Below are 12,487 nucleotides of genomic sequence, written 5' to 3'. Positions count from 1 at the left end.
AGTCTGTAAAATTACTTTTTATTTAATTCAACAGATGCATTTTTTTTATATTCCTGAACCAATTTCAATGTATGATCCAAAGACCCTATATCAGTCCAATCTTCATGGCCCGGAATAATAAATTTTGGATTTTTAAATTTTGTCTGTACTTTTTTAATAGAGTTCTCCCACTCATTCACATTGGCATCGCCCAAATAACCTAAATCTTTTGCATCAGCACTCTTAATAAAGCATCCTCCATAAAGTACTTTTTCTTTATCAAACCAAACTACAATATTATCAGGCGCATGTCCTTTTCCTGGATAATAAACTTCAAATTTATATTCTCCTACTTTAAAAATAGTATCATTCGGAATTACGAATTCAGCTCTTTTTTCATTTTTATTTTTTAGAATCTCGTCAGTTAATTTTATAGTATAGGTTTTAATTCCTTTTTGTCTAAAAAACTCCAAGCCTCCTGCTCGATCGTCATGAGAATGCGTTGCAAAACACATCACAATATTTTTATTATGTTTGAATTTTATGCTGTCTAACAAAGGCTGAAATTGAGATTTATCCCACGGAGCGTCAAATAAAACAACTCCTTTATCTGTAACCAGATACATTGCGTTTGCAGAAATGAGAGTTCCTTTATAATCATGAAAAGTTTTATAAACATAAAAGTCACCTATAAGATGACTTATTTGCAAAGGCGAATTTTTAGATTGTCCAAAACTATTTGACAGCACTATGAAAAATAAAATTATCGCTGTTATTTTTCGCATTTTATATATTAAGAAATTAATTTTTCACTCTATACCAGTATTGTGTTCTTCCAAACAAAGAAACACCAACAAAACCTCGCACTTTCAGTTTATCTTTACCATCAAGTGCTATTAAGCATTTATATTCTTCACCTTTTAAAGGATCTAAAATCTTGCCTCCATTATATTCATCTCCATCTTTCTCAAGACCTTTGATGATTATTAATCCCATAATTGGTGCATTTTTATCTTCACCAGAACATTTTGTACAAAGGGATTTCTTTTTTTCTGGATTTAATACATCTATAATTTTTCCGTAGACTTTACCTGATTTTTCATAGATTTCCACGATAGATTTGGCTTGGCCTGTCTCATCATCAATGGTTTTCCATTTCCCAAAAACAGTTTGGCTTTGGACATTAAAAATCATTGCAAAAAACACAACTAAACTAAATACGATACTTTTTTTCATTTTTCTTAAATTATTGTCTCACTTTTTTATTATTCCAAATCGCCGCAAAAAAACAGCGCTTGGATTTCTTTCGACAAGGATACAAAATTCCATTTAAACAATCTCATTATATTGCTAAACTTTAATATTTTCCTTTGTCTTTTTTAGCTTATGTATCGTAGCATTCAATTCGAATCCCAGCAACAAAATCATACAGTTAATCCAGATGTAAAACATCATGATTAATAATGTCCCTATCGAACCATACAATTCGTTGTATTTTGAAAACCGAATCACCCAGATTCCAAAAAAGTAGGAAGAAATAATTATAAGTACAGTTGTAAAAACCGAACCCACACTAATAAATGGAGGTTTATGCGATTGTTTTGTTCCATATCGCAGTAAAATTGAAGAGGTAATTAATATCATTAATATTACGAAAATATACCTTCCTAAAATAATTAACGGAATTCGATCACTTAATACATCTTGAATAATTGTTTTTTGAATAAAAACTTCAAAAACAACTATAATAGAAACAGTCAATAACAAAAGAATTGATAATATTAGTGAAATTCCCAATGCAACAAAATATTGATTAAAAAAACCTCTTTTTTCTATTACATGACGGGAAGATTCAAATCCCCCAAGAATTCCATTTATACCATTTGCCATCAAGAAAATAGAAAGCAAAAATCCCGAAGAAACCAATCCTGTGTGACTGTTATTAAGGATATCGTTTATGATATTAGCAATTGCATCATAAGTATTTGGAGGAACACCTTCCTTAACAAATTGAAGAAAATCGTCCTGAAATCCTTCTATGGGTATGTAGGGAATTAAATTTAGAATAAACAGTGCAAAAGGGAATAAAGCCATAAAAAAGCTAAATGCAACAGCACTGGCGTGATAAGAAAATGCTCCATCGATGATTCCCTCAAAATACAATTCTAATAAATCATAGAAAGAAAAACCTCCCAAACCAGGAACCTTAACTTTTTTCAAGACGCGCATTAAGTTTCTTACAACAGGGATTTTTTCGAGTTTAGCCTCAATTATTAAGCTCATAATTCTAAATTGCTTTTAGACTTAAATCCATATTATAAACAGAATGAGTTAACGCTCCCGATGAAATATAATTGACACCACATTCAGCATAAAACCTCATGGTATCTTCGTTGATATTACCCGAAGATTCTGTTTGGCATTTGTCACCTATCAAAGCCACTGCCGTGCGAGTATCTTCATAATTAAAATTGTCAATTAGAATCCTGTGAACTCCTTCACTTTTTAAAATTTCTTCAATTTCAGCTAGATTTCTGGCTTCAACAATAATTTTAAGATCTAAATTATTTTCCTTGAGATAGGCTTGTGTTTTGGCTATAGCCAATGTAATACCACCGGCAAAATCAATATGATTATCTTTTAGCATTATCATATCATACAATGCGAAACGGTGATTTTCCCCGCCACCAATTTTAACAGCCCATTTTTCGGCCACACGAAATCCAGGTGTTGTTTTTCGTGTATCCAATATTTTTGTATTTGTACCTTCCAATAACTGCACAAAACTATTTGTTTTGGTAGCAATCGCACTCATACGTTGCATTGTGTTTAATACTACTCTTTCGGATTTTAAAATAGATTGAGAACTACCCGAAACATGAAAAACAACATCCCCTTTTTTTACTGGAGATCCATCTTCCATAAAAGTCTCGATTTGCATTTTAGGGTCAACATATTCAAATATCATTTTGGCAAACGCAACTCCTGCAATTATACCATCTTCTTTTACCAATAACTTAGCTTTTCCTTGAGCATCTGCAGGAATACAGGCCAATGAGCTGTAATCTCCAGATCCTACATCTTCTCTAATAGCATTTGCAATTAAGCTATTTAATTCGTTTTGAAACTGCGCTTCACTAATCATTTTTTCATTCTTTTAATAGAATGCTAAAGTAGGATTTATTTTGTGTATTAAAAAGTAAGTCCGTTTTAAAAATTTGGAATTTCACATTTATTTATAACTATTCATTCTTTCAATTACTAAATCGTCAAAAGAACTATAAATAAGACTGTTTTTCAAAAGAAAACCTGTAAGTATTTGAGTTACTTACAGGTTTTCTATTTCCTTTATTTTGGTTTAAATATCTAAATTATTCAACCACATTTTGGTCTATCATATAAATCAAAGCAGCCATAGTTCCTGCTCCTAATTCTAATTCTCTTTTGTTAATGGCGTCAAATTTATCGTTTGCTGCATGATGGTAATCAAAATAACGCTGAGAATCTGGCTTTAACCCAGCTTTCACAATTCCTTTCCCTGTTAATGGACCAATATCCGATCCTGAATGCCCTTTTACAAAACTATGAATTAGATAAGGTTCGAATAATGTTTTCCAATTTGTAATCTTATTAAAATTAGAATCGTCACATTCTAATGAAAAACCTCTTGGAGTAAAACCTCCTTCATCACTTTCTAAAGCAAAAATGTGTTTTTCTTTATTTATCAATGACAGTTCTTCGTATTTTTTCCCGCCTCTTAATCCGTTTTCTTCATTCATAAAAAGAACTACGCGAAGCGTGTTTTTAGGCTTGTAATTTAAATTTTTAAAAACATTCATCACCTCCATGCTTTGCACTACCCCTGCTCCATCGTCGTGCGAACCATCAGCCAAGTCCCAAGAATCAAGGTGACCACCTACAACCATAATATTTTCAGGATGTTCTGTTCCTTTAATTTCACCAACAACATTGTATGAAAGAGCATCTTCCAATTGCTGACAGGATTGTTTGAAATAGAATTTCAAATTAGGGTTGCTTTTTAAAGTCTTACTTAACAATTCGGCGCCATTGGTACTAATAGCAGCAGTTGGAATGTATTTTTCTTTTGGAATATCGCCATAGCTTTGTCCTCCTGCATGCGGATAATCGTCCAATCGCAAATTCATTGAACGCACGATTGTTCCAACTGCTCCTAAATTCGCAGCTTCTTTTGCACCCGCATATCGTTGATCAACCGCTCCAGAATAGGCGTCAAAGGCTTCAATAGCCCCATTATCCATAGGTCTGTTATAGAACACTATTTTACCTTTTATTTTATCTGCACCCAAAGCTTTCATTTCATCAAAACTATGAACTTCGATCACTTCGGCAGTTAACCCATTTTTTGGAGTTGCAATAGAACCTCCCAAAGCACAAATAGGTACTTTGATTTTCGTTTTATTATCTTGAATATATGCAGTTTCTTTTTCTCCACGAACCCAATGAGGCACCATTACCTCTTGCAAATACACTTTATCGAAACCTAATGTTTCCATTTGACTTTTGGTGTATTGAACCGCTTTTGCAGCTCCCTCTGAGCCCGATAAACGAGATCCAACAGTATTAGATAAATGATCCAACCAAGAATAACATTGTGATTTTGTTAATGCTGAATTGTAAATTTCCTTAAAAAACTGTTCGTCTTTGTTTTGGGCAAACAAAGCAACACTATTTACAAAAAGTAAAGAAAGAAGTAGGTTTTTTTTCATTTTGGGTTATTCTTAATTTATAGTTTTAATTAATCGTTGTGCAATTTCGAAATTCTAAAATAAAATTGATGTTAAAATCAAAAAAAAATCCTGCACACTTTAAAAGTTTGCAGGATTTAATCAAATCGCAGTTAAATTAATTACTTAATAGGTTCAAAACTAACGGCTGTCCCTCCACCAGGAGCCAAAACCAAATTTAATTTAGACTTGCTAGTAACCTCAACAGTTCTAATTTTGTAAGCCATTGGATTATTTTTCCAATCGGCATCTTTGGCATCTTCATAAATAATAACTTTATACTTTTGTCCTTTGGTTAAAAAGTCTAATGCTATTTCAGATTTTCTTGCATTTTCATCTGTTATTGCGCCCAAGAACCATGTTTCTTTTCCTTTGGTTTTTCTTGCAATAGTCAAATAATCTCCAGGTTCTGCTTCCAGAATTTTAGTATCATCCCAATCTACCGCTACATCTTTTATAAATTGAAAGGCATCCATACGTTTTTCGTAATTTTCTGGTAAATCGGCGGCCATTTGCAAAGGCGAATACATCGTTACATACAAGGCTAATTGCTTGGCCAATGTAGTATGAACTTGTTCTTTTTTATTTTTATCATAATAGCTCATTTTGATTTCAAAGATACCTGGCGTATAATCCATTGGTCCACCAAGAAGTCTTGTAAATGGTAAAATGGTTTCGTGACTTGGTGCATTACCAACACTCCAAGCATTGAATTCATTACCACGTGCGGCTTCCGCATCAATGTAATTTGGATACGTTCGACTGTAACCTGTTGGTCGAGATGATTCGTGTGAATTGAGCATTAATTTATAATCGGCAGCGCGTCTGGCCACAAAGTTGAAGTGGTTCACCATCGTTTGTCCGTCATGAAATTCACCACGAGGAATAATTTTGCCAACATAACCCGTTTTTACAGCTGGATAATCGTATTTTTTCATCAAATCGAAGGCACGGTCTAAATGACGTTCATAATTAGCCACAGAACCCGAAGTTTCATGATGCATAATCATTTTTACGTTTTTTTCTTTGGCGTAAGCCGTAACCTCTGCCAAATTGAAATCAGGATAAGGAGTCGTAAAATCAAATACTTCTTCTTTCCAGTTGCCTGCCCAATCTTCCCAACCTACATTCCAACCTTCAACCAATACGCCGTCAAATCCATTTTTGGCAGCAAAATCAATATATCTTTTGGTATTTGCTGTTGTTGCGCCGTGTTTACCTGTAGGAATCAAATCTTGTGAAGATAAATTTTGTGCGTTTTGTGAACCTGCATAATCCCAAGTTGATATTCCAACATGCATTTCCCACCAAATCCCAACGTATTTCATTGGTTTTATATATGAAACATCGTCTAATTTACAAGGCTCATTTAAATTCAAAATCATTTGTGAACCCACAATGTCACGGGCATCTTTGCTTATCATAATTGTTCTCCAAGGAGATACACAAGCTGCTTGCAAATAGGCTTTGTCGCCAATTGCATTCGGTACCAAATGTGAAGTAAGTTTATAATTGGTAACATCAACATCCAAATGCATGACTGGATAGTTCACAACAGCAGCTTCAAATATATTGACATACAAACCCGAAGGAGATTTCATCATTAAAGGTGCTTGAACTCTGCTTTTACCAAGATCCGTTGTCATCCCGATTCCTGTATTTTTATCCAATTTTGCATTGTCAATTTCAGAAAGTTTGGTCTCACTATAAGGATATTCATTGGTATCAAAATCACCAGGAATCCAAAAGGCTTTATAATCTTCGGTTAAATTAAAATGGGTTTCCTCATCAGAAATAATGAAATAATTTAGCTTCTCTTGTTTTGGAAATTCATATCTAAAAGCCACTCCTTCGTCATACACTTTGAAAACAATATTCATTTTTACATTGGTTTCTTTTTGAACCAAAGCAATGGTAAGTTCATTATAATGATTTACAATTGATGCTTTTTGACCTAAAACAGGTTTCCAAGATTCATTAAAAGTATCTGCTTTTGAAGATTGAATCTCAAAATTAGCATTAAGAGAGGTTTTATCTTTGAGTTTTATCCCTAAAGTACTTTCAACAATTACGGGTTTGCCATTGTAATTTACAGTATAAGATGGTTGCCCATTATTTACTAATTTAAAATTTACCTCAAGGGCACTGGATGGAGATTTTACGCTTTGTGCATGTAGCAAACTCAAAGCAAAAACGAGAATAATAGAAAATACTTTCTTCATTTGGTTATGTATTTATATAGATAGTAAAAATACTTATTTACATTATGATATTCTAAATAAAATCAAACTACTACCTTGTAGTAAAATCGAAAACGTTTTCGATTTTATAAAAAAAACCAATTCTTTAAAATATATAAAGAATTGATTTTTTGGTTATAGTTCTTTTAAACAGATGTCTTAATTTTATTACTATCCGTCACCAACCGATAAAATTGCCACAGATTAAAAAATATATTTGATACACTTTACGGACTGTCATATTCAATTTTATTTCGGAATCTAAATTTAATTCGAAACAGTAAGAGTGCTTTTGGCCCCAATTCCATTTTCATTAAAAGCTTCTATGGCAAAATAATAGTCCGTGCCTTTGTCCAATCCTCTGAAGTCATATGAATTTCCATCATAAACCATTATGCTGTTGTATAATTTATCAGAGGCAATTCCATAGTAAATATTATAACCGACAGCGCCAGACTGCGCATCCCAATTAATCATAGCGTTGCGTGAATCCACCGCACTTCTATCAACTTTAAATCCAGTAACCGATTTTGGTTTATCGGACAATCCATTACCAAAAACACGGAAATCTGAAACAGCAAATAATCCTGATGCGTTGTGGATATTCACCATTTTTACATAACGGGCTTCAATAGGTTTTGTCAATTCAAGATAATCGTGGGGAGCATCTTTATCGCTTTTGGATTTATCAACTACCAAAGTCCAATTTTGATTATCATCTGACATAAAGATTTGGTATTGATAATAAATATCCATCGCCTTGTTATGTTGCGTGGCTTTATGATCGGCATAATTAATCTGTAAAGCATTAATTCTCATTTTTCTGCCCAAATCAATTTGTAACCATTCACCCGGTTTGTCAGTTTTTGCCGACCAATACGATTGAATATCTTCATCGGTTAAATTCTGGGCATTGTAACAGATTTTTTCAAACACTTTTTTTCCTCCTGTATCTACTCTGTGGGTTTGTACATCCATACATTCCTCATATGAAGATACTGTTGCTGGTTTTTTGTACGAAAGCAACATCCATCCTGTGAAAGCTCCTTTGGTTTGATCACGCTTGCTATTTGGAAGCAAAGTTGGGTAATCTCCATAAGAAGTAATCGAATACATAACATCATCTTTATCAAATCCAGCAGGGAACATATCGATGCGGCGTTCAAAACGATCTTTTACTGAAATTTTACAAGTTCCCGTATTCCAATAATTACCGTAGTTATCGGCAAAAGTATTACCATGTCCAGCACCAATTACAAATCCTCCAGGTTTATACGACATTGGATTATGTTTTTGATACGTAAACGGGCCTAATGGACTATTCCCAACATGAACACCATTGGCATAGCCCTTGAATTCGGTGGCCGGAGCTCCATATTGCATGTAATATTTACCGTTGTGTTTCGTCATCCAAGCTCCTTCTATAAAATTTCCCCATGGCGCTGGTTCCATATCGTTATTAGGTCCAAAGCGTTCCCAACCATGTTTAGCCGGATCTAAACCTACGACTGCTTTTATTTCACCATACGGACGTTGAATATCTTCAACTTCGGTTGCAGCATATAACTTTTCGTAATCTGCCTGATTCCCTTTTGGTAACCATGTTTTGTAATCTACCTCTACACCACAAAGCGGTAATTTTCCACTTGAACCATAATACATATATACTTTTTTGTCGTCATCCTGAAAAATGGCAGGATCCCAAGTAGGCAACATCGCAGTATCGACGTGACGAACCCAGCGACCCGATTTTGGATCGGCAGTTTTCCATACTGGGTGGTCTTTTTTCCATGTTGAACCTACATAAAACAAAGTGTCATTTACAACCCAAGCAGCAGGAGCACATTGATCGTCATCGCCGGGATTGCGTTGAAAACTGCCGTAAACAAATTTCCAGTCGGATAAGTCTTTGCTCCAAAAGAATCCTGCTTGATTGGTTGCAAACAGGTAATAATCTCCTTTATAAGCAATAATTAATGGATCGGCACTCGAACGACGAGAATCCGGAATTCCGTTATGGTTTGCTGTAGTATAATTATAACCGATATTGATAGGGTTACAATAGGTCGATGCGGGTTTATTGGGGTCAAACCATTTCGTTTTAGATTGTGCCATACTGATTTGGAGGCTCAAAAATAGTAACAATGCTGGTATTAAATATAGTTTTCGCATTTTTATCTTTTAAATTATTTAATATTAAACGTAAGGTTTGCAAAGCTTTCCGCCCCTTCGCGGTCAATGTTATTAAGTGAAGGAATCACTATTATATTTTCACGCAGATTTCGCAGATTTACGCAGAAAAAAAGTAAAAAATCTGCCGAACCTGCGTGCTGTTTTTTTTAATTTTACCTTAACTTAATGACATTGAGCTCTCGCAAAGACGCGAAAACGCGAAGAAATCGGCTCTAAACTTTGCTCACTTGTACCTTGGTGAGAAAAAAAAGCCCTCCGTCTAACCAAAAACGGAGGGCAACCAAATAAACTAACCAAGCTTAATTTACTAAATTAAAACTTACTTTATTGTCTGCGTTTGAGTTTCCTCCAACGAAAACTTCAAACTGTCCAGGCTCAGCAACAAATTGCAAATCAGAATTGTAAAATTTTAAATCTTCTTCGCTAATTTCGAATGTCACTGTTTGTTTTTCTCCCTTTTTAATGGTTATTTTTTGAAAACCTTTAAGTTCCCTAACTGGTCTGGTTACAGAACCAACCACGTCTTTTATATACATTTGTACAGTTTCTTTTCCGTCATAATTTCCAGTATTTGCAACCTCAACACTTACTGTTACTTTGCCATTAGAATTCATTTTCTCCGACGAAATTTTTATGTTTGAGTAATCAAACTTGGTATAGCTCAATCCGTAACCAAAAGGAAATAATGGTTCATTTCTTTCATCTAAATAATTGGATCTGAATTTTTCGAATTTTCCTTCTGTGTTAGAAAGTGGTCTTCCAGTATTTTTATGCGCATAATAAATTGGCAACTGCCCAACACTTCTAGGAAAAGTAGTCGTTAATTTCCCTGAAGGATTTACATCTCCAAACAAAACATCGGCGATAGCATAACCTGCTTCACTACCGGCGAACCAAACGTTCAAAATTGCCGGAACTGTTGCATTTTCATCATTTAATATTAATGGGCGACCATCAAATAAAACTAAAACTACCGGTTTCCCTGTTTTTAATAATGCATTCAATAAATCTTTTTGTGCTTGTGGAATTTCCAAATTGGTACGGCTACTGCTCTCGCCGCTCATTTCGGCGGATTCGCCTAATGCAGCCACGATAACATCTGCTTGATTTGCAATTTTTAAAGCTTCTGCAGTCATTTCTTCTTTGGAACGTTTGTCTCTATTCAAAGTTTTTCCAAACATTGTAGCATTAGTTTCAAAATTTTCATCATAATCTAGATTACTTCCTTTAGCATAAAGCACTTTGGTTGAATTACCTGCAACTTCTTTGATTCCTGCCAATAGTGAAATACATTTTTCTCCATTTGTGGCCACACTCCAAGTTCCAGACATATTGTTTTTGGCATCTGCCAATGGTCCGATAAGCGCAATAGTTCCCGATTTTTTCAAAGGCAACAACTGGTTTTGATTTTTCAGTAAAACCAATGATTGAGCAGCCGTTTTTCTGGCTTCATCTCTACTGCTTGCAGTAAAAATTTCAGTTTTAGCTCTTTTATCATCACAATATTTATAAGGATCTTGGAACAATCCTAAATCATATTTGGCATTCAAAATAAGTGTTACAGCATTGTTGATTTGTTCAATAGTAACTTTCTTTTCGTCTAATGATTTTTTCAAAGTGGTCAAAAATCCTTCGCCTACCATATCCATTTCAACTCCAGCATTTAGAGCCAAAGCGGATACTGCTTGCAAATCGCCCATTCCGTGAGCAATCATTTCAGGAATTCCGGTAAAATCAGTAACCACAAAACCTTTAAAACCCCATTGTTTTCTCAAAACATCTGTCATCAACCATTTATTTCCAGTGGCAGGTACTCCATCAATTTCATTAAAAGATGCCATAACCGAACCTGCTCCAGCATCAACAGCTGCTTTGTAAGGAGGAAAATAGTCATTGTACATTCTTATGTGGCTCATATCAACCGTATTGTAATCACGACCTGCTTCAGGAGCACCATATAAGGCGAAATGTTTAACACACGCCAAAATGGAATTGTTTTTGGAAAGATCGTGTTGCTGGTATCCGTCTACCATGGCTTTGGCAATTTGGCTTCCTAAAAATGGATCTTCTCCAGAACCTTCAGAGATTCTTCCCCAACGAGGATCACGCGAAATATCAACCATAGGAGAAAAAGTCCAATTGATTCCATCAGCACTAGCCTCTTGTGCGGCAATTTGAGCGCTTCTTTCAATCAACTTCATGTCCCAGGTACATGACAGTCCAAGAGGAATAGGAAAGGTTGTTTCATAGCCATGAATTACATCCATTCCAAAAATCAAAGGAATTTTCAAGCGGCTTTTTTCGACTGCAATTCGCTGTACTTCTTTTATTTTCTGAACCGATTTGATATTAAATAATCCACCGACCTTGCCTTCTTCGATTTTCTTTGCAACATCAGAGCTATTGGCTTGACCGGTGGTTATATCTCCCGAAGTTGGTAAATTCAATTGCCCCAATTTTTCATCCAAAGTCATTTTTGATAACAACTCGGCTACAAATTCGGCTTTAGGTTTAATTGCAACGGCTTTTTTATTTTCTTTCTTTTGGCTATAGCCCAAAAAAACGGAGCCTAAGAGTATTATAATTAATGTCTTTTTCATTTTTTATGTGTTTTTATTTGTTTCAACATCCAAGTATACGTTTCTGGATTGCCATAAACTTGAGTCCAACAATCATGACCTGCGTCATTAAAAAGAGTTAACTCAACATCTTTATTACATTTTTTTAGTTCTTTATAAATTGCAACATCATTATCAACAGGAACTACATCATCGAGCAAACCATGAAAAATCCTAGTAGGGATTGTCTTCATATTGCATATTTCTTCCAATTGAATGATGTCAACAAAACCCGAAACCGGCATTACTGCTGCAAACATTTCAGGATGTTTTAAAGCAAGACTATACGTTCCCCATCCTCCAGAACTTAATCCAGTAAGATAAATTCGGTTGGCATCAATATTATTTTCTTTCTGAATTTTTAAAATCAGTTCATATAAAATATCCGGATTCCATTGTTGTCCTTCCGGACATTGTGGCGCAAGAACAAAAAAATCTAAATCGTGGTTCTTCAAATATTTGAAAGGTCCATGAATTTTCACTTTCTCAACATCCGACCCATTTTCACCAGAACCATGCAGAAAAATAAGCAAAGGCTTTTTTTCTTCACTTTTCAACGGAACGTGCAATGCGTAACCCAATTCCTGTCTTTGCACTATCTCAATTTTTACTTTAGAAACAATATCTTTTTGTGCAAAAGACATTAATGAAAGCAAAAAAACAGGTACTATTAGATTATATTTCATTAACC

The 12,487-nt window shown here is 34.6% G+C and carries 9 protein-coding genes; all 9 read right to left on the bottom strand.

Annotated elements, in window-relative coordinates; genetic code table 11:
• Positions 1 to 11 precede the first annotated feature (11 nt).
• The 9 genes from bla-B1-FLAV to C8C85_RS15280 all read right to left on the bottom strand — a co-directional run bounded on the left by bla-B1-FLAV (position 12) and on the right by C8C85_RS15280 (position 12,482).
• Positions 12 to 764: a subclass B1 metallo-beta-lactamase gene (gene bla-B1-FLAV, locus C8C85_RS15320; protein WP_116797844.1), complete on the bottom strand. Its 753-nt coding sequence runs from the start codon at positions 762 to 764 to the stop codon at positions 12 to 14.
• 16 nt (positions 765 to 780) lie between these two features.
• Complete coding sequence (locus C8C85_RS15315) at positions 781 to 1,215, bottom strand: DUF2147 domain-containing protein (RefSeq protein ID WP_116797843.1); 435 nt, start codon at positions 1,213 to 1,215, stop codon at positions 781 to 783.
• Between the two features lie 114 nt (positions 1,216 to 1,329).
• A complete protein-coding gene (locus tag C8C85_RS15310; RefSeq protein ID WP_116797842.1) occupies positions 1,330 to 2,262 on the bottom strand; it encodes a YihY/virulence factor BrkB family protein in 933 nt (310 codons plus the stop codon).
• A gap of 4 nt (positions 2,263 to 2,266) precedes the next feature.
• Positions 2,267 to 3,124 (bottom strand): carboxylating nicotinate-nucleotide diphosphorylase, encoded by an 858-nt coding sequence (nadC, locus tag C8C85_RS15305; RefSeq protein WP_116797841.1) that lies wholly within the window; start codon positions 3,122 to 3,124, stop codon positions 2,267 to 2,269.
• Positions 3,125 to 3,350: 226 nt separating this feature from the next.
• Positions 3,351 to 4,727 carry a M28 family peptidase gene (locus C8C85_RS15300; protein WP_116797840.1) on the bottom strand — a complete coding sequence of 459 codons (1,377 nt, stop codon included), beginning with the start codon at positions 4,725 to 4,727 and terminating at the stop codon, positions 3,351 to 3,353.
• A 140-nt stretch (positions 4,728 to 4,867) separates the two neighbouring features.
• A complete protein-coding gene (locus C8C85_RS15295; RefSeq protein WP_116797839.1) occupies positions 4,868 to 6,967 on the bottom strand; it encodes a glycoside hydrolase family 97 protein in 2,100 nt (699 codons plus the stop codon).
• A 285-nt stretch (positions 6,968 to 7,252) separates the two neighbouring features.
• A complete protein-coding gene (locus tag C8C85_RS15290; protein ID WP_116797838.1) occupies positions 7,253 to 9,157 on the bottom strand; it encodes a discoidin domain-containing protein in 1,905 nt (634 codons plus the stop codon).
• A 320-nt stretch (positions 9,158 to 9,477) separates the two neighbouring features.
• Entirely contained in the window at positions 9,478 to 11,778 is a 2,301-nt protein-coding gene (gene bglX, locus C8C85_RS15285) for a beta-glucosidase BglX (RefSeq protein WP_116797837.1), read from the bottom strand.
• On the bottom strand, positions 11,775 to 12,482 hold the full coding sequence (locus C8C85_RS15280; RefSeq protein ID WP_116798507.1) for a prolyl oligopeptidase family serine peptidase: 708 nt from the start codon (positions 12,480 to 12,482) through the stop codon (positions 11,775 to 11,777). The genes bglX and C8C85_RS15280 overlap by 4 nt, the downstream gene beginning before the upstream one ends.
• Positions 12,483 to 12,487 lie beyond the last annotated feature (5 nt).

Origin of the sequence: Flavobacterium sp. 103, from assembly GCF_003096795.1 — a bacterium.
GTDB lineage: Bacteria > Bacteroidota > Bacteroidia > Flavobacteriales > Flavobacteriaceae > Flavobacterium.
This window is presented reverse-complemented; position numbering and strand designations above follow the sequence as displayed.

What these genes read in the sequence shown, in the direction of transcription:
- bla-B1-FLAV (WP_116797844.1), bottom strand. Translation starts at nt 764, where the DNA reads ATGCGAAAAATAACAGCGATAATTTTATTTTTCATAGTGCTGTCAAAT.
- bglX (WP_116797837.1), bottom strand. Translation starts at nt 11,778, where the DNA reads ATGAAAAAGACATTAATTATAATACTCTTAGGCTCCGTTTTTTTGGGC.
- C8C85_RS15290 (WP_116797838.1), bottom strand. Translation starts at nt 9,157, where the DNA reads ATGCGAAAACTATATTTAATACCAGCATTGTTACTATTTTTGAGCCTC.
- C8C85_RS15295 (WP_116797839.1), bottom strand. Translation starts at nt 6,967, where the DNA reads ATGAAGAAAGTATTTTCTATTATTCTCGTTTTTGCTTTGAGTTTGCTA.
- nadC (WP_116797841.1), bottom strand. Translation starts at nt 3,124, where the DNA reads ATGATTAGTGAAGCGCAGTTTCAAAACGAATTAAATAGCTTAATTGCA.
- C8C85_RS15280 (WP_116798507.1), bottom strand. Translation starts at nt 12,482, where the DNA reads ATGAAATATAATCTAATAGTACCTGTTTTTTTGCTTTCATTAATGTCT.
- C8C85_RS15315 (WP_116797843.1), bottom strand. Translation starts at nt 1,215, where the DNA reads ATGAAAAAAAGTATCGTATTTAGTTTAGTTGTGTTTTTTGCAATGATT.
- C8C85_RS15310 (WP_116797842.1), bottom strand. Translation starts at nt 2,262, where the DNA reads ATGAGCTTAATAATTGAGGCTAAACTCGAAAAAATCCCTGTTGTAAGA.
- C8C85_RS15300 (WP_116797840.1), bottom strand. Translation starts at nt 4,727, where the DNA reads ATGAAAAAAAACCTACTTCTTTCTTTACTTTTTGTAAATAGTGTTGCT.